Origin of the sequence: Actinomadura sp. 9N215 (assembly GCF_044326345.1) — a bacterium.
GTDB lineage: Bacteria > Actinomycetota > Actinomycetes > Streptosporangiales > Streptosporangiaceae > Spirillospora.
In genome coordinates this window covers 59425-79782 of sequence record NZ_JBIRBA010000041.1, presented here as the reverse complement: position 1 = coordinate 79782, position 20358 = coordinate 59425, and the positions used below count along the sequence as shown (strand labels likewise).

The window sequence follows — 20358 nt, the reverse complement described above, 5'->3', positions numbered from 1 at the left end:
ATGCATGGATGCACCCGTTAACCACCGTCCATGCCCCACCCCGACAGCGTTTGACCTGCCATTACCCACCGCTCAGCGGAACCGACCGGAACCGAACACGTGGCAAAGCTGGGCAGATCAGCCGATCAGCCCTGCCCGCAAGGCGTCGCCAACTCGACAAGCCTCACCGAAACGACCAGAGATCAACCTCAAATCACTGTCGGTGGACCGAAGCCAAGGCTGCCGGAGGCAGGAGCTGGGCGGCTGGCCTTCCAGGCGCTCCCCGACATACCGGCGCTGCGCTCGCAACCCCGAACCGCTTCCGCAAGCCTCCCGGGCAAAGGTCTGATGGCGCTCGCCGGATCTGGCTCTGACGCGAAGTCCTTGAGGCGATCACAGAACGTGACTCAGTGGAGCAAGACCATCTTCCTCAACGATCGAAGATGGCCTTCCCGAACATCTTCCGCTTGATGAACTTGATCAGCTTCTTCCGCCCGATGTCCGGGAACAATCGCAGCTGCTCAGGCCACTCCCGAGGCGATATGGCCGGATGTGGCAATGGCTGCCACTTGCATGCACTCACCGAGGCAAAGATCATGACAGATATGGTCGAAACGTGAATGCGCAAACCCCGCGGAGTAGCAAACGTGGCTCGGGGTGCCTGGGTTCGATTGCCCCCGGATATCCGTGTTCGGCCCACATGGGGCTACCTCGTCGGACCCTAGACCCCGTAGAAGGGCTGAAAGGAAGGTGAAACTTCAAAGAACGCTGGTCGCGCTGCTCAGCGCACTGACGCTGGTCCTCCAACCAGCGGTCGGAGCCGAGACATCTCCGGCGCCACGCTCTCGAAAGGAAACGGCCACCGCTCCCCAGCCGAAGCCCGATGGCCATCGAGGTACCACCGAGCATTCAGTTCACGGCAGCTGCAGCACCGAAGCTCTTCAGCAGAGCGCCGCCCAGGTAGAGAGTACGGTCACCTGTGACAAGCCATTTGCTCCATCAATTAATTGACCAAGCTCATCTCCGAAGTCCGCGCCCGTGATTCCCTTTCCCTCAATGGTGCAGAGAGTCGCCTGACGAGGGCAGATGGCGGTACACCAGAGACGAAGCGTGCAACTTCCATGGCCGCCGTAGGACGTTCAGTTGACTCATCCAAGGTAAATGGGCGTCGTAGGCTGGATCGATTACCACGAGCGAACCTGAGCCCGCACATTATCCGCCATGCAAACCTCGTACATCCAACAAGAGCCAGAGGCATTCGCCTACTGGCCCGACAGCGCAGGAGCGACAGTAGAGGCACGTTCTTCTGTGAACCGCCGGACCGTCCGGATCGCGGACGCCGTCACTGAGGTGCCCTTGAACCCCGACCACTCGATCAAAGAACCAGGTGACCGAGACCGTGAGGATCGCGGCGCGCACCGAGGGCGAGGTCAAGAAGGTGCGACGGGACCTGACCGACCACATCCGCAACCAACTGAGAGGTTGACGATGACCGAACCGATGCCGCCCGAGCCGCGTGACGGTGCCGGGCCGACCGAGCCAGACGAGGAGCAGGTCCTCGGAGAGCTGTACGGTGAGCCCGACGACGGGTTCTTCCGCGGGGAGGAATCCGGATGAGCGCCGCGGGCATGGTCGCGGAGGCCCGCAAGTCGATCGGGATGTCGGGCAGGCCGAACAAGATCACACGCGAGTACGCATCCAGGCACGGGGACGAGTTCCTCCGCGCCGCGTGGTGCGACATGGGCGTCACCTACTGGGCGCGGCACAGCGGGAACGCGTCGACCGTCCTCCCCGCTGGGGACCGCGCCTACACGGTCTCGCACGCGCAGGACTTCCAGAAGGCCGGACGCTGGCACAGCGGGACGACCGCGAGCGTCAACCAGGCCAAGCCCGGCGACATCGTCTTCTTCGACTGGGGCGCCACCGACAACATCGGCGCGATCGACCACGTCGGTGTGGTCGAGAAGGTCCTCGGCGGCGGACGCCTGCAGACCATCGAGGCCAACACCAGTGACGCGGTGAAGCGGCGTGTCCGCTCGTCCAGCGTCATCGCAGGTTATGGCAGGCCAGACTATTCGGGCTCGTCGGACGGGTCCGCGAGTGAGGAGGATCCGTTGATCGGTCTGAAGAAGGGCGACAAGGGCGAGGCTGTCAAGGCTCTCCAGGAGATGATCCGCAACTCTGGGCAGGGCGAGGCGCTCGGCGAGACGGACGGCGAGTACGGGCCGAAGACCGCGGAGGCGCTGCGGCTGGTGCGCAAGAGCGTCGGGTCCGCGGCGAAGGCCGGTTTCGGCGACCAGGTGGACGGCTGGACTTACGCCCAACTGCAGGCCGCCGTAGCTCGCTGCCAGGGCAAGCTGAGCTTGAAGAAGGTGTGACCCGCTTAAAGACAGCGAGGATGTCGGACACGATTAACTCGATGACCACCTGCCGCAATCAGTGCGGTGCGCCCACCTGCCAATGCGCACGCGGTTCGGGAGTACTTCGAGCCGCAGGACCGGTTCGGACAAAGGGCGTGGCGGGCCGGTCGCGGGGCGCTCCCGACCGCAGGATCTGACAATGTTCCTGTCGGCGTGGGCCTGCGGAAAATTTCTCTCGCAGGTCACGTGACTCGTCAAGGATAACTCCGCCGGACGTTGGCGTCCTCGCATGTCAAGAGTGGCGATCGGCCTGCGACGCCGCACTACGTTGATCAAATCCAGGGATTCGACCGCGACCCAAAATCCATTTACATCGACCCGTATTCGATCAAGCGGTTGATAGTCGTCAACCCTTCTGTCAGACTCCTGGCTTTGGCGCACCAGAGAGCACCAAAGCCTAAGGCGCTACAAGAATCCCGACCTTAAACGGACCGGCGAGGGGACTACGGGGACAGCGCTGCGTGATGGCCGCCGATACTGGCTGCCACGGCGTCGCCGAACACCTCCCAGTTCCAGTCCCCTTCGCCCAACAACACAATTCCGGCTGCCCAGGTACAGATGGATTGGAGGGGGAATGCCGACAAAACTGACCTATCCTGGGGTTTACGTCGAAGAGCTTTCCACCAGCGTCCGCACCATCACCCCAGTGACCACCGCGACCACCGCCTTCGTGGGGTTCACCCGGAGCGGCCCGCTTGACCGGCCGGTCCGGGTGAGGAGTTTCGCCGAATTCGAGCGTCACTTCGGAGGCCTGACCAGAAATGGCGCGCTCGGCTACGCGGTACACCAGTTCTTCGGTAACGGTGGCGCCGAGGCGGTGATCACCCGGGTGATCAAGGGGTGCAGTGCCGAGTCCGCCTGCGTCACCCTCGATGCCACCAGACGGTGGAAGCGCGACGACCATGACGACCGCGAGGAGCGCGAGGAGCGCCCCGGGGAGGGCGAGGGTGCCGGAGAGGGCGAGAGCGCGGGGGAAGCAGCGACCGAACCGCGGCATCCCGCGACCCCGGTGCTCGAAGTGCACGCGAGCGAGCCGGGAAGCTGGGGCAATGGCCTGCGGATCGTGGTCGACCACGGCGCGCCATGTTCGGACGAAACGTTCAACCTGTCCGTGCTCGACACCGCGGGACGGGTGCGGGAGACCTTCCACGACGTCTCTATGAACCCCCACCACCATCGCTACGCCGAAGCATTGATCAACGGGAGCTCCGTCCTGATCCAGGTCAAGGTCGTGGGCAAGGAGCGGCCCGACCCGTCCGGCACGGTCTCCAAGCGGTTCGGGCACGAGTTCCCCGACCTCGCCGTCGAGATCACGGTCGAGATCGGTGACGTCCGGCGGGAGTTCAAGCTGCATGACCCGCGCCGCGACGGCCGGCCACCGCGCACGCTCGGCGAACTCGCCACTCTGCTGGAGCGCAAGCTGCGGGCGCAGTGCGACGTACCGGGCAGCGACGCGTTCGCCGACGCCGAGGTGTCCGTCTTCGGCCGCCGGCTGCGGACGGTGGCCGGCTCGATCGAGGAACACGATGTCGTCCACTTCCTCGGCGACTGCGCCGACGACCTGGGCCTGGAGGCACTGGCGAACCCGCCGGTCTTCCAGCTCCACGGCGGCGACGACGGCGACCCGCCAGGGCCGGGCGACCTCATCGGCAGCGAAGCGGAGAAGACCGGTATCCAGGCGCTGCGCGACGTCGACGATGTCAACCTCCTCAACCTGCCCGATCTCGCCGGGTGGGAGTCCACCGACGACATGCTGGCCGTCCTTTCGGCGGCCGAACGGCTCTGCCGCGCGCAGCGCGCCTTCCTCCTGGTGGACGCTCCGGAGGAGTGGACGACCGTCGACGCGGCGCGCTGCCAGATCGGCGACTTCGACCCTGTGCGCAGCGACCACGCCGGGCTGTACTTCCCGCACCTGAAGCTGACCGATCCACGCACCGGACGGCTGCGCGCGTTCCCGCCGTCCGGCGCGGTCGCCGGGGTCATCGCCCGCACCGACGCCGAACGGGGAGTCTGGAAGGCTCCGGCTGGTGCAGCGGCCAGGCTGCGTGGCGTGCGTGCGCTGACCGTGACGATGTCGGACCGTGAGAACGGCGTGCTCAACCCGCTCGGCGTCAACTGCCTGCGCAGTTTCCCGGCCATCGGACCGGTGGTATGGGGAGCCCGCACCCTGCGCGGCGCGGACGTGCTCGACAGCGAATGGAAGCACATCCCGGTACGGCGACTCGCGCTGCACCTGGAGGAAAGCCTCTACCGCGGGCTGCGATGGGTGGTCTTCGAACCCAACGGCGAACAGCTGTGGCAGCAGATCCGGCTGGACGCGGCGGCTTATCTCGACACGCTTTTCCGGCGCGGCGCGTTCGCCGGGCGCACACCGCGCGAGGCGTACTTCGTCAAATGCGATCACGACACGACGACGGACGAGGACATCGCGAACGGAATCGTCAACGTCGTCGCCGGCTTCGCACCGGTGCACCCCGCGGAGTTCGTGATCGTGAAGATTCAGCAGCTGGCCGGCCAGTTCGGCGAATAGACCGAACGGGACGGCCAAGGCGAAGAGCGAAGGAACCCGATGGCTGAGTTTCAGATCAACGCCCATCGCTTCGACCCGTACAAGAACTTCAAGTTCCTGGTCCTCTGGGACGGTCGTACGGTCGCGGGCATCAGCAAGATCAGCCCGTTGAAGCGCACCACCGAGGTGGTCAAACATCGCAGCGGCGGCAGCCCCAGCTCCCCGCGCCTTTCCCCGGGCCGCTCGGAGTTCGAGGGGATCACGCTGGAGCGCGGGGTCACCCACGACCCGGAATTCGACCGCTGGGCCAACAAGGTCTGGCAGCTCGGCGCCGGACCCGGCGCCGAGGTGTCGCTCGCCGACTTCCGCAAGAACCTCGTCATCCAGGTTCTCAACGAGGCCGGTCAGGTGGCCGTCTCGCACAAGCTGTACCGGGCCTGGCCGAGCGAATACCAGGTCCTGGGCGAGATGGACGCCAACGCCAACGCCGTCGCCATCCAGAGCTTGAAACTGGAATGCGAGGGCTGGGAACGGGACTACGACGTGCCCGAGCCGGCCGAACCGTCCTTCACCAACCCCGCCTGACCGCAGCGCCGGGAGTGACCGATGACGTTCACGGGAGGGGCTGACCTGCTCGCCGTCTGGGAGTGGGGGCTGTCGCAGCCGGAGCAGGGCCGCGCGCTGGCTTTGCACAGCGCGGCCCGTCCGGACGCCGACGTGCAGGAACTGCTGGCCACGCCAATCGGCGCGCGCGAGGCGGACCTGTACGCGCTGCGGCGCGCCCTTTTCGGAGAACGGATGCAGGTGGTGACCGAGTGCGCGGCCTGCGACGAGGTCGTCGAATTCGACCTCGACGCAACCGCACTCGGCACCCCACCCGCAACCGCACTCGGCTTCACACCCGAAAGCAACTCCCACCCCACCGAAGACACCGATTCCGTTGCTTCGCGGGGTGGGGCGTTGCGGGTGGTCGAGGACGGCTGGGTGGTGGAATTCCGGCCGCCTGCCGTCGCCGACCTGGCGGCTGCCGCCGGTGGTGGTGATCCGTCCGAGGCCCGACGGAGCCTGGTGACGCGTTGCACGCTCTCCGCGACGCAGGACGGACGGCCGGTCGACCCGGACGAACTGCCGGACCACGTCCGGCGGCGGCTCGCCGAAGCGGCCGAGCGCGCCGACCCCGCCGCGGAGACGACCCTGCGGATCACCTGTCCCGAGTGCGGCGAGTCCACCCTGGCCGAGCTGGACATCGCCGCCCATCTGTGGGCCGAGCTCGACACGTGGGCCAGAGACCTGCTGCTCGACGTGCATCTGCTCGCCACCGCCTACGGCTGGACCGAACCGGAGATCCTGGCGCTCAGCCCGCTGCGGCGCCGTTACTACCTGGAGTTGTGCGCCGATGCCTGAACGGTCGGACCGACCCGAACGGCCGGACTCGCCCGAGCCGCGGCAGCCGGACTTCTTCGAGCGGCTGCTGGCCCGGCACACACGGGCGGCGCCGTCGAGAACGCGGGTCCGGCCGCGGCTGCCCGGCCCGTTCGAGCGGATCAAGGCGCTGCGTCCCGCACCCCCGGGGCCGGACGAACCCGCACCGCTGCTCCCACAAGCGGCACCCCACCCATTCGTCCACGAGCCGCCCGGCCTGAATACCGGACGCGGCCCAGAACGAGAGATCCTTACCGAACGACACACCGTGATCCGCACTGAATCGCCCGTTGATGAACGCGCCGCTCCCCCACGTCCGGCTACGGCGGCACAGCCACCGCGCGCGGCCGCACCGATCGCTCCGTGGCCCCGCATCGCCGCGGCACGACCAGACGGAACGGGCGCCATGACCGAAGGCGCCGACGACAAGGGCCCCGGCGCTCCGGCTGCGGTGCGGGCGGCATCGTCCGGCCTGAGCGGCGCGAACGTGGAACCGTCGGCCGCCCCGTCCGCGCGGCCACGGACCGCCGACACCGCCATGGCGCGCCGCGCCGCCACCCGGGCACCGGCGGGACGACGTACACCCCGGCCCGCCGAACCCACCGTGCACGTGAAGATCGGCCGTTTGGAAGTGCGCGCCATGGGCGCCGCTGCTGGCGGGCCCGGGGCCACCCGGCCGGAGCGTGGCGGCCGCCGCGCCCCCACCGTGAGCCTGGCCGACTACCTGACCAGCCCGTCGTCCGGCGGAACGACACGGCGCTGACCCGCAGAAAGGGGGTATCGACGGATGAGCAATCCGCTGGCCATCGCACACGTCACGCAGGCCCTGGCGCTGCTGATCGAGCACAATCTGCGCCCGGAGATCGACATGCCGGTGTCCGTGGAGACCCGCCGGCCCCCGGCCGAGCCGCCCACCGACCCGACCATCACGGTGTTCTGCTACCAGGTCACCTCGGACCCGGCGCTGCGCAACGCGGACCTGCCCACCCGCACCTCGAACGGCGTGCTGATCCGGCGCGCGGCCGCAGCGCTCGACCTGCACTACCTGATCAGTGCCTACGGCAACGAGACCGAGCTGGTAGGCCAGCGGCTGATCGGCTCGGTGGTACGCACCCTGCACGAGATCCCCGCACTTCCCGCGGACGTGATCGCGGAGGCCGCGGAGCGGCCTTACCTGGCAGGCAGCGACCTGGCCGAGTCATCGCAGCGGGTGCGGTTCACGCCGACGCAGATGGACGTCGACGAAACCTCCAAGTTGTGGGGGATGCTGCACCAGACCCCGTACGCCCTGTCAGTGGTGTATCAGGGCGTGCTGGTGCTGGTCGAAGGCCGCGAGGAGCCGGTTCCCGTCCCGCCTGTGGAGCGCCGCACGGTGACCGTCCAGCCGAACATCAGGCGACCGGCGTCACCCCCGGAGGGCCAGGTCGAAGCGCCGCCCGGTACCGGTGAGTGAGGACGCCACACCATGGAGACCTTCACCGCACCCGGACCCGGATCCTCGGGACCTAACGGGGTCGGGCCGGATCCCGGGCCCGACGGCACCGGTGGCGCGACGCTCGCCACGGCGATCCGGTCCGTCCTCGACCGCCTCGACGCGCACGCGGCGCGCGCCCGGCGGCGCGGCAACGGAACGCGGCTGAAGGACGCACGCGGACACGAAGAGCCACCCGAGCCGACCGCCGCGCACGGCACACCTGAGCCGCGCGCCACCACCGGCCCGGCCACGCTCGACGCACTGGTGTCCTGCCTCGGGCTGAGCACGTTCGAACGGGACGTGCTGCTGCTGGCCGCCGCCGCGGAACTGGATCCGACCACGGCGCCGCGGTGCGCGGCCGCGTCCGGCGATCCGGACCGGGCCTATCCCACGTTCTCGCTCGGCCTCGCAGCGCTGTCCGACCCGCACTGGAGTGCACTGACCCCGGTGGCGCCGCTGCGCCGCTGGCGGCTGATCGAACCCGTGGACGAGGCACCGCTGACCCTGGCACGGCTGCGCATCGACGAACGCGTCCTGCATTTCCTGGCCGGCTCGCCCTACCTCGACGCCCGGCTGCACGGGATGCTGCGTCGCGCACCGTTGCCCGGCCCGCTGCCGCCGTCCTACGAGCGCGCGGCCGACCGCGTCGCCGCGGCCCTGACCGGCGATGCGGCCGGCGCCTCGCTCCAGGTCGAGCTGGTCGGCGGTGACCCGCGCACCAGGCTGGACATCGCCGCCGCCGCGGCCCACCGCCGCGGCCTCGCCCTGTACGCCATGGCGGCCGCCGACGTCCCCGCCGACCCCGCCGAGCGGGACCGGCTGGCCCGCCTCTGGCAGCGGGAGGCGATCCTGCTGCCCGCCGCCCTGCTGATCGCGGTCGGCGAGCTGGACCGCGACCAGCACGCCGCCGCCGACGCGTTCATCGGCGCCGCCGCCGTACCGCTCGTGATCGCCCGCGACGGCCCAGGGCGAACCGGCACCGCGGGTGAGGAAGCCGACCCGATGAGGACCGGCGAACGCGTCGCCGTCCCCAGGCTCGACGACGAGGAGCAGCTCACCGTCTGGGCGGACGCGTTCGCCGACCTGCCGCAGATCACCGACGAGCGGCTGCGGTCGCTGGTCGCGCAGTTCCAGCTGCCGCCGCACACCGTCAGGTCGGCCGCCGCCGCCGTCCGCCGCGACCTGTCCGCTTCGGAGGACGACGCGGACACCCCGGGCACCCCGGACGCCGCGACGCTCGCCTGGCGGGCCGGGCTCGCCGAGGCCCGGATTGGCCTGGACGAGCTCGGCCGCCGTATCGAACCCATCGCCGGGTGGGACGACCTCGTCCTCGCCGAACCACAGTCGCGGATCCTGCGCGAGATCGTCGCGCACACACGCCGCCGCGGCATCGTCCACCAGGAATGGGGCTTCGCGCGGACACTGCGCAACGGCCTCGGCGTCACGGCGATGTTCGCGGGCAGCTCCGGCACCGGCAAGACCCTCGCCGCCGAGGTGATGGCGAACGAACTCGGCCTCGACCTGTTCGTCATCGACCTGTCGCAGGTGGTCAGCAAGTACATCGGGGAGACCGAGAAGAACCTCCGCAAGGTCTTCGACGCGGCCGAACGCGGCGGCGCGCTGCTCCTGTTCGACGAGGCCGACGCGCTGTTCGGGAAGCGCAGCGAGGTCAAGGACAGCCACGACCGGTACGCCAACCTGGAGGTCAGCTATCTGCTGATGCGGATGGAGGCGTACCGGGGTCTGGCGGTGCTGACCACGAACATGAAGAAGGCACTCGACACCGCTTTCATGCGCCGGATCCGGTTCGTCGTCGACTTCCCCTTCCCCAGCGAGCGGGAGCGCGCGCAGATCTGGCGTCGGGTGCTGCCCGCTCAGGCGCCCACCGAGGGCGTAGACCACGAGCGGCTCGCCCAGCTGACGGTGGCGGGCGGCGCGATCCGCAACATCGCACTGTCCGGCGCGTTCCTCGCCGCCGACGCGGGCGACCGGTTGCGGATGCGGCACCTGCTGGCGGCGGCCCGCACCGAGTACCAGAAGCTGGAGCGCTCGCTGTCTCCGTCGGAGGTGCGCGGATGGGTGTAGAGCAGTCGCGCACCGTACGGGTGGAGATCGGCGAGCTGGTGTTCGACGGATTCGACCACCGCGTCGACCCGGACCTGGTGTCGGCCGCCTTCGAGCGGGAGCTTGACCGGCTCATCCGGGCCCGCGGTGTACCGCTGGCCGATGCCGACCGCAGGCTGGACACGTTGACCGGGCTGCCGCCGCTGCCGGCGACCACCTCGCCGGGACGCCTGGGCAGGGCATTGGCCCGCGCCGTACACGTCGGACTGTCCGGGCAGGGGCGGGCATCATGAGCGGCTCGACCCTCGCCCAGGACACCCGGTCGACGCAGGCGGCGGACCGGCGCCGCAAACGCAAGGAGCATGCCGCCAAGGCTCGTACACCCGAGCCGAGGGACATCGTCAGCGGCGCCGGACAGCCGCTGGATCCGGGCGTACGGCGCGAGCTCGAGGAGACGCTCGGCCACGACCTCGGCCGGGTACGCCTGCACACCGACCGGGACGCCGCCGCGCTCACCGAGATGCTCGGCGCGGACGCGGTCGCGGTCGGCCAGGAGATCTTCTTCCGCGAGGGTGCCTACCAGCCCGGCCTCGTGAACGGACAGCGGCTGCTCGCGCACGAGCTGCTGCACACCGTGCAGAACCCGAACGGCCTGGGCACGCTGCGTGCCGGGCGCGATGTGGGCGCGGTGAGCCTGCCGCAGGATGCGGCCGAGCGCGAGGCCGAGTCGGCGGCGCGGGATCTCGTACGAAACGACGAGGCGACGCCCGAGGCAGAGCCCGGCCAGGCCACCCCGGGCTGGCTGCGCTACGCCACCGTCGACGCCGACCGAATGCGCGCGGAGCAGATCGATCCCGCCACGCTGGTCGACCGGCTGACGAACGGCATCGTGCGCTCACTGCGCGGCGATCCGGCGGATTTGTCGAAGCGCACCCGCAGGCAGCTGGCGCGGCTGCCCGATGAGCTGCGGTACACCGTCCTCGAACGGCTGGAGATCAGGCTGCTCAGCCCGGAGTACGAGCGTGTACTTGACCTCGTCGACGAGATCGAGGCCGACGATCGGCCGGAGGAGAACTCGCTCGACGTCCCGGCCATCGAGCCGGATCCGGTCGAGGAGCTCGAGTTCCAGCGCGAGACCGAGTGGCAGACGGCCGAAGAGCGGCGGGAACAGCAGCGGAAGCCCATGGTGGCGCCGGGACCGGAGAAGGACGAGCCCGGCACGCGTGGTGCCGCCGGAAGCACCCCGCAGAACGGCGGCACACCGGAGAACGGCACTACCCCGCAGGGCGGCGGTGCGCCCCGCGGCGGTCAGCAGCAGACGCCGGGCACCGATACGGGAGGCGATCGCGGAAGTACGTCATCGGGCGAGCAACATGCGGCGGCACCGGCCGCCGCGACCGCGCAGCAACCAGCATCATCTCCGGAGGCGCGGCCGGTAGCTCAGAGCGCGCCTTCGGGCGCGAGATCCGAGGACGGGCAGCAGGACGGCGGTACGCGGGAGACCGCGGACTCGGAGCAGGGCGCTGAAGAAACCGACCAGCAGGGCGTCCCGGCGGCCAGCGAGGAGGAGTCCGCGGCCAAGAACCGTCCGGGCGCGGTCGATTCGCTCGTGGCGGGGCAGCAGCTGAAGCCGGAGGACAAGGCCGGGTCGGCGAAACCCACGGGTTCGCCCACGACGGCCGGCAAGGACACCCAGCTGTCCGGCGCGGACAGCACGCTCGACGGTGTACGCAACCAGGATCTCGAGGGTCCGGAGGAGAAGGCCGACGAGAACCCGTTCGGTTCCGGCAGCGAATCGGAGGTCAAGGTCGGTGGCGAGGAGAAGAGCGCCTGGGACATCAAGCTCCAGCCGGAGGACTTCCTGCCCGAGCAGGACCTCGATGTGTCCGGCGTACCGACCGCGGACAAGCTCGACCCGTCCTCGTCCGCCACTCCGCCACTCCCGTCGTTCCCCACCCCACCGGTGACCAAGGCCGACAAAGTACAGGCCGAGCGGGACGCGGAGGACGCCGAAGACGCTGAGGAAGCGGCGGCTGCGGAGGCCGAGCCCGAAGAGGACGTCGCCGACACGGAGCCGTCGGCTGAGGCGGAGGAGGGTGAACCAGCAGGCGGACAGCCCGGCGATCTCGCTCTGAAAGAGGCCGCCGAGGCATCACCGCCGGCACCGGGCGCGGTGTCGAAGAACCCGGCGAGCGGCGACGACCCGAAAGCCGGCCCCGTCGCTGCACAGATGACGGTGCAGGAGGCGTCGGGCAAGTCCGAGGGCGGCAGCGAGACCAAGGAACAGGCCGCCAAGGAGGAGAAGGGCACTTCTGCCGGGGGCGACAGGTCGGGGGGTGCTCCGGAGAAGGCCTCTCAGCAGGCGCTGGGCGGTCAGTCGGCGGCGTCGGAGCCGGTGGCCAAACAGGAACAGAAGAGGACGGACTCGGCTCCGGCGGCCAAGAGCGAGCCGACGGCCGACTCGAAGGCGCCCTCGCCCGCCCGGGACACCCATATCTCCGGCGGGTCCAACGCCGATACGCCCGGCGGCGCGAGCAGCAACGCGGCCGGCGAGGCACGGCGCGAGCCGTCGGGCGGGAGCCCGGCGACGAACGAGCGGACGTCCCGTACGGAGGCCCCGGCAGCGAAGGAGTCCGCGCCCGCCGCTCCGGAACCTACAACGGCCCCCGAGGCTCCGGCCGCGGCGCCCAGGGCGGCTCCCGCCGCCAAGGCACAGCGCGGTGGCGGCGGCGGTGGAGGCGGTAGCAGGGCGGCCGCACCGACCAAGGGGAAAAAGGACTCCGCACCGGCCCCGAACCTCTCGCAGGTAGCCCCGGAAGCGGGCCTGTCCACTGCCGCAAAACTCAAGCCCCACAAGGCACTTGCGGCGATGACCGGCGTGAGCGGCTCGGTGGACCGCACCGTCGGAGACGAACACAAGGCGCTCGCCGCGGCGCCTCCCTCGATGCAGCGCCCGGCGGGCGCGCCGCAGACCCTACAGGGCAAGCCGAAGGCCGACGCACCGGCCCAGTACTCACAGGATCCGGCGAAAAAGTCCGAGGCTCCCGAGGAGGAGAAGGCTGAGGTCAAGGGCGCCAAGGAGCCCGAGGGGCCGATCGAGGCGGAGAAGGCGGAAGAGCCGGGCGGCTGGGACTCCTTCAAGATGGCCCTGGGTTTTGGCCTCGGCTGGATCGCCAACAAGCTCGGCTTCGAGGTGGACGCACAGGAGTTGGCGGCCAAGTTCGCCGGATTGCCGACCAAGGACGAGGCGCTCAAGCAGGCCCAGGCGGGCAACGCGCCGGGCGTGCAGATGGAGGGCGCCGCCGAGCAGACGGCCGGCGAACAGGGCTCCGCTGTCGACACCAAGGGCCAGGAGACTGTCGCGACGGGCCGTGACGACGCCGGCCGCCCGATGGGTGAGAACCAGGTCTACCCCAATGCTCCGAAGGAGCAGATGACGGCGAAGGTGCCCGGCCCGGAGGGCGGCAAGGGCGGTGCGCCCGGGACCGGCGCGGCCACCGGTGCCGTACCTCCCGAGGCTGCCTCCGAAGTAGCGGAGCACGATCGCGGTCCGCAGTTCCAGGCCGCGTTCAGCGAGGGCCAGCAGGGCATTTCCGAGGGGCGGCAGACCAAGGACAGGGACTTCCGCGACTCGCAGCAGAAGCACAAGCAGAAGGTCAACGCCGAGGTTGCAACCAACACCAAGAATCAGGCGGGCGAGCGCGAGAAGGCCCTGAACGAGGTCACCACACAACGTTCCGACTGGCGCAAGGAGCAGGACGGGGAGCTCAAGAAGCTCGGCACCAAGAAGACCGAGCGGCACGAGAAGGTCCGCAAGGACGTCAAGGACAAGGAAGAGAAGACCGACAAGGACGTCACCAAGGAGAAGGAGGACGGCGACAAGAAGATCCAGGACGAGAACACCAAGGCCGAACAGGACGCCGAGAAGAAGCGCGACGACAGTGTCAAGGAGTCGGGCAACTGGATCAGCAAGGCCTTCGACTGGATCAAACAGAAGGTCATCGAGATCAAGAACGCGATCGTCAGCGTCATCAGGAAGGCGCGTGACGCGGTCGTCGGCTTCATCAAGAACTTCAAGGAGACGGTCGAGCGCTGGATCAACGAGGCCCGCAAGTTCATCGTCGACACGATCAAGAATCTCATCAATGACCTGATCGAATTCGTCAAATCCATGGTACGGGCCATCATCGAACTGGCCAACAGTATCCGGAAGCTGATCACGTCACTGATCGAGGCCGCGATCGCCTTCGTCAACAAGCTCGCCACCATGCTGAAGCAGATCATCACCGATCTGCTGAACGCCATCGGCAAGCTGCTGAGCGACATCCTGAACATCCTCAAGAAGATGCTGCAGGACGTGATCAAGGCAGTCGTCGCTGCGGTCAAGGCGGTCCTGGACTACGCCTCCAAACTGCTGAACGCGCTCGGCGAGTTCATGATGATCGCGGTGGACTTCCTCTCCGACCCCGGCGGCTGGCTGAGCGGCGCCAAGAACTCGGCGGTGGACGGTGCGAAGAACCATCTGTTCCGCGAGGTCAAGGAGGCCGTCAAGCAGTGGTTCCAGTCGAAGATCCAAGAGATCATCGGTGTACCGAAGGCCACCCTGGACAAGCTGATCAAGGGTGGCTACACCCTGGAAAGGATCGTCAAGGAGACATGGGAGGCCATCGTCCCCCAACTCCCGTTCATCATCGGCGAGATCGTCATCACCAAGGTCGTCGCCAAGCTGATCCCGGGCGCGGGCTGGGTAATGGCCGTCATCGACGCCATCCGTACGGCCATCGGCGCACTGAGCGAGATCATACGCGCCGTCGGCGCGGTCATCAGCTGGCTGAAGGCTGTCCGCAGCGGCGGCGCGGGCATCCTCTTCGCGAAGGCGGTCGCGGCCGGCATCGTCGCACTCCTCGAACTGGCCTACGAGTTCCTGCTAAGCGGCATCGGCAAGTACGTCGCGAAGGTGGGAAAGCGCCTCAAGGACGTCGCCGCCAAGCTCGGCGGCAAGGGCGACAAGGGCGGAGACAAGGGGCCGGGCGCTGCGGGATCGGACGACAAGGGTGGCGACAAGAAGGACCAGGAGCAGAAACCGAAGAAGGACGGCACCGACGGCAAGCCCTTCGCCACTGCCCCGCTCGCGCGCCCGACCACTACCAAACCGAAGCCCAGCACGAAGCCCGACCCCAACAAGCCCGCGACGCCAGGCTCGGGCAAGGACGCCGCCCCCGGCAGGCCCAAGCCCTCGGGTCACGGCAAGCCCACGGACAAAGATAAGGACGGGAAGCCGAAGGACAAGGACGACGGCAAGCCGGACACCCGCCCGACTCCGTCCCCGAGGCCCAAGCCGCAGCCGAAACCCCCACCAAAGCCGAAGCCCGAGCCAACCCCGAAGCCGAGGCCCGACGACAAAGGACCAGACCAACCGAAGGGTGACCAGGAATCCGGCAGGCAGAAGCCCGACGACAGGGAACCGGACAAGCCCAGGGGCGACGACACAGACCCCGACAGGCCCAGGGACCGAGACCCGAACAAGCCGCAGGACAGCGACGTGCCCGGCCCTCGCAAGCCGAGGCCGGACCGGGACGGTGACAGGCCGGGTCCCCGCAAACCCAGGCCGGACAGGGATAGCGACAAGCCCGGCCCTCGTAGGCCTGGCAAGCCTCGTCCGCTCAAGCCCGACAAGGACAGCGATACACCCGGCAGGCCAAAAAGCCCTAAGGCTAAGAACGACAGAAAGAACGAAGAGGCGGATTCTCTACGTAACCTCGACTTGCCGACGGTACGGTTCCGCATAAACAACGGTGAGGTCCACACCCTCCTCTTCAATGGACGTACGCGAAGCGCAGACCTGATTGTGCGCAGCCAAACCGAGTCGATGAGCACGTTCTTTGGCGAGTGGAGCCACGAGATCGCGAGGCTGGACGATTCCCCCCAGAAGACGGAGCAAGCGCACGCGCTTCGCAACGCCAGTAACCTGCATCTCCAAGTCGAGCGAACGCAAGATGGCATGTCGCCCCGAACCTCGACAGGGGCTTCCGGTCGCCGAAGGATCGGGACCAGCACTCTGTCGCGCGACTATGTGCGCCTACGGGACAGGATGGTTGAACTCGCGTACTTCATGGCACAGCGCAGCGTCTGGCCAGACGAACCAGAGCTTCCCCCTACCGTGCTCCCTCCGTTCATCGACGGGGTGCGCGCTCGAAGCTTCAAGGCGTCCTACATAAAGAACAGCACTCCCCGGGGCGAGGATTCAGACTATGCCAAGCCGGGGAACCCGCTGGGCTGGAGTTCCGGACTCTACAGGCCCCCCGATTACACCTTGAAGATGCACCTTCTATCGGAACGCATAGGCGGCCTTGCTTCAGGATCCAACCTCGTACCGGCTCCTCTGCGAACCAACAACGCCTTCAAAGACGAGATCGAAGATCAAGCGGATAAGGCCAGAGAGCCGGACGGGAAGATGATTTGGTATTCCGTTCAGGTGAACTTCCATCCCAGTCCCAACGAATTCTTCCCTTCGCACATCGTGGCGAAATATGGTAGCTACAAGAAGGTGGGTAACGCTTGGGAAGAAAAGTCGATGACGGATTCCTACGCGGAGTCAATTCGCCTCCCCCGCAACCTCAAGTGGACTATCCGAGTAAACGATCCGAACGAATCCGAGCAGCTATATATAGAACAACTAGGCGCAACTCCCGCATTCGTCAAAGTGATCAAAAAATTGTCTAAACAGCGCAAGTTCAAACGTTTTGGCGACCTGAAAGCAAGGCTGGAATTCCACGAAGGAAGGGGGGCGGCCCCGCCTAAGGTGGGACGCCCGCTTGGCAACCTCGACACGGTAATCCAGGAAATAATGAAGCTGGACGGAATCGGCCGGATCACCTACTAGCGTTATACCTGAAGCGAGGGAATAGTGAATAATCTTACTGATTGTGAAAGACGATTGCGGAAAGTAATCAATGAACTGAGGGAGAACCCAAGAATCCAAGTACACGCAGACGAGCCAGGAGAACTTGCAACCGAGTTCGGCGACGCACAGTCGGTATTCCGCATTATCTCCGACCGTTATGACATGCCCCTGGACCCATCTCTCCAGCGCTGCTTCATTCGCTTCGACGAATTCTCCAGCCACTGGCGATTCGAGGAAGATGATGTAACGCTCACGGGCGAATTCAGGCTCTCGTATCTACTTGCCGCACTGGCCACCCCGCCACCGCCGCTTGCTTCGAAGAGTTCATCCGAGTTCGAACGGCAGCTCTACACGGAGTTCCGCGTCATCGATGACCGGCCAGGAAGTGGAACGGGAGCTCTTTCTGCCCTACGCCTGCTACCAGGCGTCACGGTGCCAGAAATCTGGTACCACGACCTTCGGCGTGGGGTCTTCAAGATGGACATCAACTACTGTGAGTACCTCGACGCTCTCACTGTCACGAAGGGCGTTTCCAGCTGGCAATGCCTGTTCGCAGACATTTCGCTCGCAGGCGATGACTTCATCAGCATTGCGAGCAACTTGAAGGACATGCTCGAAACCTTCCCGGAACTGTTCCCGGAATACGACTACGACCCCCTTCGGGAACGGCTCAGGGAGCGGCTCTGATGTCCAGTATCACCAAGTATGAGCGTCGGCACTGCTCGCTGAACGACTCCGGTAGATAGGAAGAGGCTATGACCCGCTATGCCGACATACCCAAGCCCATCCGCTCCGGCATCGTTATCGTCGACCCCGAACGCGGCGCGCCGCAGCGGGTGATTGTGCTGCAGTTTAATCCTGACACGTTGGAACGGTCGCTGGCGCCGCAGGCGGCGGGGGAGACCGGTGAAACGGGCGGCGGTGGGGCCGGGAGTGGGGACCGTAATGAAGCATTGCGGCTCAAGGGGCCGGCCGAGGAGCAGTGGAAGTTCACCGCGGAGATCGACTCCACCGATCAACTTGAGCTTCCGGCGCCCAATGGGATTCACCCGCAGCTGGCGGCGCTGGAGATGCTGGTGCAGCCGACCACGGCGCAGTTGCGTGAGCAGGCCAGGCTCGCCAAGAAGGGCTCGATCGAGATCAGCCCGATCGAGATGCCGCTGACGCTGTTCACCTGGGGCGTCAAGCGGATCATGCCGGTGCGGCTCACCGAACTGTCGGTCAACGAGTCGATGTTCGACGTGAACCTTAACCCAATCCGGGCGTCGCTCAGCATCGGGATGAAGGTGCTGTCGGTCACCGACCTGCCCGCCGGGCACCCGGGCGCCAACCTCTACCTGGCGCACCTGGCACAGAAGGAGCGGCTGGCGGCCGCGGCGGGTGTGGGCAGCTTTGGCGCACTCGGCCTGTCGCCCGGCGACATAGGAGCGTCAGCATGATCGAACCATTCCAGACCGCGATGGATCGGATCCCCGGCGCGCGCCCGTACCCGCGCAGCAGCCGCTACTACGAGACCGAGATCGGGATCCACCGACTGCCCGACGGCACCGAGGTGCGCTATACGAAACGCCGCCTGCTGCCGCCGCTCCCCGACCCCGACGACGTCACCACGCACACCGTCAGCGAAGGGGAGCGTCCCGACCATCTCGGGCAGCGCTACCTCCGCGACCCGGAGCAGTGGTGGCGGATCGCCAGCGCCAACCCGGTGCTGAACCCGCGGGAGCTGACCGCCGAGCCCGGCCGCCAGATCGACATCCCGGAGGAGGGCACCGGCCTTGGCTGACGAACCGATCGGAACCAGCCCGGTCAACCTCACCATTCAGATGGGCCCCAAGCTTGCCCGTCCGGTGCCCGCCGAGGTGTCCGAGGCGTTGCTGTCCGCGCAGATCACCCTCACCGCGGGCGAACGCAGCGGTTTCCAGCTGGCCTTCGACCTGACCAAGAACGGGCTGATCGCGCGGCGGCTGCTGCCGGAGCGCGCCTTCGACCCGAAGACCCGGCTGATCCTCACCACCACGATTCGCGGCACCCAAACAGTCCTGATGGACGGCCTGATCACCCGCCACGAGATCGGCGCCAGCAATCGTCCCGGGCAGTCCACCCTCACCGTCACCGGCGAAGACCTCAGCCTGCTCATGGACCTGGAGGAACGGGCCGGCGGGTTCGCAAACCTGGCACCGGCCCAGCGGGCCGAGCGGATCATCCGGCAGTACGCCGACTACGGGATCGAGCCGCTGATCATCAGGGAGCAGATCGAGCAGCCGCCCCGCCAGGACGTACGCATCGACTTCCAGTCCGGCACCGACCTGCAGTACCTCAACGAGCTCGCCCGTGCCAACGGCTACACCTTCTACCTCGACCCGGGACCGCGGCCCGGCCGGTCCACCGCGTACTGGGGGCCGCAGCAGCGGCTCGGCGAGCGGCAGCACGCGCTGACCGTCAACATGGACGCGGCCAACACCGTAGAACAGCTCACGTTCGCCTACGACGGCACCGCCCGCGAGGAGCCTTCGGCCCGCGTGCAAGACCCGGTGACCCGCGAGTCGACGCTGCTGCCGCAGCCGGTCATCGACCCGCTCCGCCCGCCGCTGGCCCGCGAGCCGACCCAGACACTCAAACGCACGACGCTGCCCGGCACCGCCAAGAAGACCCGGGCCGAGGCCGAGGCCGAGCTGCTGGCGCGCGCCGCCACGTCCGCGGACGCGATCTCCGGATCCGGGTCGCTGGACGTCACCCGGCACGGGTACGTGCTGCGCCCGCGCGAGCTGGTGGGCGTACGCGGCGCCGGTGTGGCCTATGACGGCGACTACTTCGTCACCTCCGTCACCCACAACCTGCGACCCGGCTCGTACCGGCAGAACTTCACGCTCTCCCGCGAGGGCCTGATCGCCCGAAGCGACACCGTACGCCCGTAACGACAACACCAGGAGCACACCGCATGCCACCGCCGAACCAACGTTTTCCCGGGAAGTACCGCGGACGGGTCGTCAGCAATAACGACCCGCTGCGGATCGCCCGGATCACGGCGCAGGTGCCGGACGTCCTCGGCGACGAGGTGTCTTCCTGGGCGATGCCGTGTCTCCCGTTCACCGGACAGCAGGCCGGACAGTACGTCGTCCCGGAACCTGGCGCAGGTGTGTGGATCGAGTTCGAGCAGGGTGATCCCAGTTATCCGATCTGGTCCGGGTGCTGGTATGGGGACGAGTCGGAGCTGCCGCCGGACGCCCGCGGCGCGGGGCGGTCGCATCCCGTGGTGATCCAGACCCCGGGCGGGCACAAAATCGTCCTTTCTGATGCCCCGGAAGGGGGCGGGGTGCGGCTTGAGGCGCCCGGCGGGGCGTTCGTGCAGATCAACCATGAGGGCGTGCAAACGGGCGACGGCAACGGGGGGACGTTCCGGCTCTCCGCGGGCGAGGCCGACATCAACGACGGGCGGATCACCGTCCCGAAGAAGCGCTGAGGGAGCGAGGAGCGATGTACGGGAATCTCGTCGGCGGCGACACCGTGTTCGTCTGCCCACACGGTGGGCGCGGAGTCGCCGCCGCCCCACCGGCCGGTGCCCGTGATCCCGCTGTGCGCTTTGATG

The 20358-nt window shown here is 67.6% G+C and carries 15 protein-coding genes; all 15 read left to right on the top strand.

The annotated features are described in order from the left end of the window. Positions 1 to 1467 precede the first annotated feature (1467 nt). The 15 genes from ACH34T_RS41545 to ACH34T_RS41475 all read left to right on the top strand — a co-directional run bounded on the left by ACH34T_RS41545 (position 1468) and on the right by ACH34T_RS41475 (position 20232). Positions 1468 to 1596: a hypothetical protein gene (locus ACH34T_RS41545; RefSeq protein WP_396026514.1), complete on the top strand. Its 129-nt coding sequence runs from the start codon at positions 1468 to 1470 to the stop codon at positions 1594 to 1596. Beyond that, positions 1593 to 2357, top strand: a complete 765-nt coding sequence (locus ACH34T_RS41540) for a CHAP domain-containing protein (RefSeq protein WP_396026513.1) — start codon at positions 1593 to 1595, stop codon at positions 2355 to 2357. The genes ACH34T_RS41545 and ACH34T_RS41540 overlap by 4 nt, the downstream gene beginning before the upstream one ends. Before the next feature lie 688 nt (positions 2358 to 3045). After that, positions 3046 to 4929: a phage tail sheath family protein gene (locus ACH34T_RS41535; RefSeq protein WP_396026512.1), complete on the top strand. Its 1884-nt coding sequence runs from the start codon at positions 3046 to 3048 to the stop codon at positions 4927 to 4929. A 39-nt stretch (positions 4930 to 4968) separates the two neighbouring features. Continuing rightward, positions 4969 to 5493 carry a phage tail protein gene (locus ACH34T_RS41530; RefSeq protein WP_396026511.1) on the top strand — a complete coding sequence of 175 codons (525 nt, stop codon included), beginning with the start codon at positions 4969 to 4971 and terminating at the stop codon, positions 5491 to 5493. 21 nt (positions 5494 to 5514) lie between these two features. Continuing rightward, entirely contained in the window at positions 5515 to 6312 is a 798-nt protein-coding gene (locus ACH34T_RS41525) for a hypothetical protein (protein WP_396026510.1), read from the top strand. Between the two features lie 424 nt (positions 6313 to 6736). After that, on the top strand, positions 6737 to 7093 hold the full coding sequence (locus ACH34T_RS41520) for a hypothetical protein (protein ID WP_396026509.1): 357 nt from the start codon (positions 6737 to 6739) through the stop codon (positions 7091 to 7093). A 24-nt stretch (positions 7094 to 7117) separates the two neighbouring features. Continuing rightward, entirely contained in the window at positions 7118 to 7783 is a 666-nt protein-coding gene (locus ACH34T_RS41515; RefSeq protein ID WP_396026508.1) for a DUF4255 domain-containing protein, read from the top strand. A gap of 12 nt (positions 7784 to 7795) precedes the next feature. Continuing rightward, positions 7796 to 9889: an ATP-binding protein gene (locus ACH34T_RS41510; protein WP_396026507.1), complete on the top strand. Its 2094-nt coding sequence runs from the start codon at positions 7796 to 7798 to the stop codon at positions 9887 to 9889. After that, on the top strand, positions 9880 to 10161 hold the full coding sequence (locus ACH34T_RS41505; protein WP_396026506.1) for a hypothetical protein: 282 nt from the start codon (positions 9880 to 9882) through the stop codon (positions 10159 to 10161). The genes ACH34T_RS41510 and ACH34T_RS41505 overlap by 10 nt, the downstream gene beginning before the upstream one ends. Continuing rightward, on the top strand, positions 10158 to 16751 hold the full coding sequence (locus ACH34T_RS41500) for a DUF4157 domain-containing protein (protein WP_396026505.1): 6594 nt from the start codon (positions 10158 to 10160) through the stop codon (positions 16749 to 16751). The genes ACH34T_RS41505 and ACH34T_RS41500 overlap by 4 nt, the downstream gene beginning before the upstream one ends. 54 nt (positions 16752 to 16805) lie before the next feature. Next, the gene (locus tag ACH34T_RS41495; protein ID WP_396026504.1) at positions 16806 to 17459 is read left to right on the top strand and encodes a hypothetical protein; all 654 of its coding nucleotides are present in this window, start codon (positions 16806 to 16808) and stop codon (positions 17457 to 17459) included. Positions 17460 to 17527: 68 nt separating this feature from the next. Further along, positions 17528 to 18211, top strand: coding sequence for a hypothetical protein (locus ACH34T_RS41490; protein ID WP_396026503.1), 684 nt, complete (start codon positions 17528 to 17530; stop codon positions 18209 to 18211). Next, positions 18208 to 18555, top strand: a complete 348-nt coding sequence (locus ACH34T_RS41485; RefSeq protein WP_396026502.1) for a hypothetical protein — start codon at positions 18208 to 18210, stop codon at positions 18553 to 18555. The genes ACH34T_RS41490 and ACH34T_RS41485 overlap by 4 nt, the downstream gene beginning before the upstream one ends. Next, on the top strand, positions 18548 to 19687 hold the full coding sequence (locus ACH34T_RS41480) for a hypothetical protein (protein ID WP_396026501.1): 1140 nt from the start codon (positions 18548 to 18550) through the stop codon (positions 19685 to 19687). The genes ACH34T_RS41485 and ACH34T_RS41480 overlap by 8 nt, the downstream gene beginning before the upstream one ends. Before the next feature lie 23 nt (positions 19688 to 19710). Beyond that, the gene (locus tag ACH34T_RS41475; RefSeq protein ID WP_396026500.1) at positions 19711 to 20232 is read left to right on the top strand and encodes a phage baseplate assembly protein V; all 522 of its coding nucleotides are present in this window, start codon (positions 19711 to 19713) and stop codon (positions 20230 to 20232) included. Positions 20233 to 20358: the final 126 nt, after the last annotated feature.

What these genes read in the sequence shown, in the direction of transcription:
- ACH34T_RS41485 (WP_396026502.1), top strand. Translation starts at nt 18,208, where the DNA reads ATGATCGAACCATTCCAGACCGCGATGGATCGGATCCCCGGCGCGCGC.
- ACH34T_RS41500 (WP_396026505.1), top strand. Translation starts at nt 10,158, where the DNA reads ATGAGCGGCTCGACCCTCGCCCAGGACACCCGGTCGACGCAGGCGGCG.
- ACH34T_RS41515 (WP_396026508.1), top strand. Translation starts at nt 7,118, where the DNA reads ATGAGCAATCCGCTGGCCATCGCACACGTCACGCAGGCCCTGGCGCTG.
- ACH34T_RS41505 (WP_396026506.1), top strand. Translation starts at nt 9,880, where the DNA reads ATGGGTGTAGAGCAGTCGCGCACCGTACGGGTGGAGATCGGCGAGCTG.
- ACH34T_RS41510 (WP_396026507.1), top strand. Translation starts at nt 7,796, where the DNA reads ATGGAGACCTTCACCGCACCCGGACCCGGATCCTCGGGACCTAACGGG.
- ACH34T_RS41540 (WP_396026513.1), top strand. Translation starts at nt 1,593, where the DNA reads ATGAGCGCCGCGGGCATGGTCGCGGAGGCCCGCAAGTCGATCGGGATG.
- ACH34T_RS41490 (WP_396026503.1), top strand. Translation starts at nt 17,528, where the DNA reads ATGACCCGCTATGCCGACATACCCAAGCCCATCCGCTCCGGCATCGTT.
- ACH34T_RS41475 (WP_396026500.1), top strand. Translation starts at nt 19,711, where the DNA reads ATGCCACCGCCGAACCAACGTTTTCCCGGGAAGTACCGCGGACGGGTC.
- ACH34T_RS41520 (WP_396026509.1), top strand. Translation starts at nt 6,737, where the DNA reads ATGACCGAAGGCGCCGACGACAAGGGCCCCGGCGCTCCGGCTGCGGTG.
- ACH34T_RS41525 (WP_396026510.1), top strand. Translation starts at nt 5,515, where the DNA reads ATGACGTTCACGGGAGGGGCTGACCTGCTCGCCGTCTGGGAGTGGGGG.
- ACH34T_RS41545 (WP_396026514.1), top strand. Translation starts at nt 1,468, where the DNA reads ATGACCGAACCGATGCCGCCCGAGCCGCGTGACGGTGCCGGGCCGACC.
- ACH34T_RS41530 (WP_396026511.1), top strand. Translation starts at nt 4,969, where the DNA reads ATGGCTGAGTTTCAGATCAACGCCCATCGCTTCGACCCGTACAAGAAC.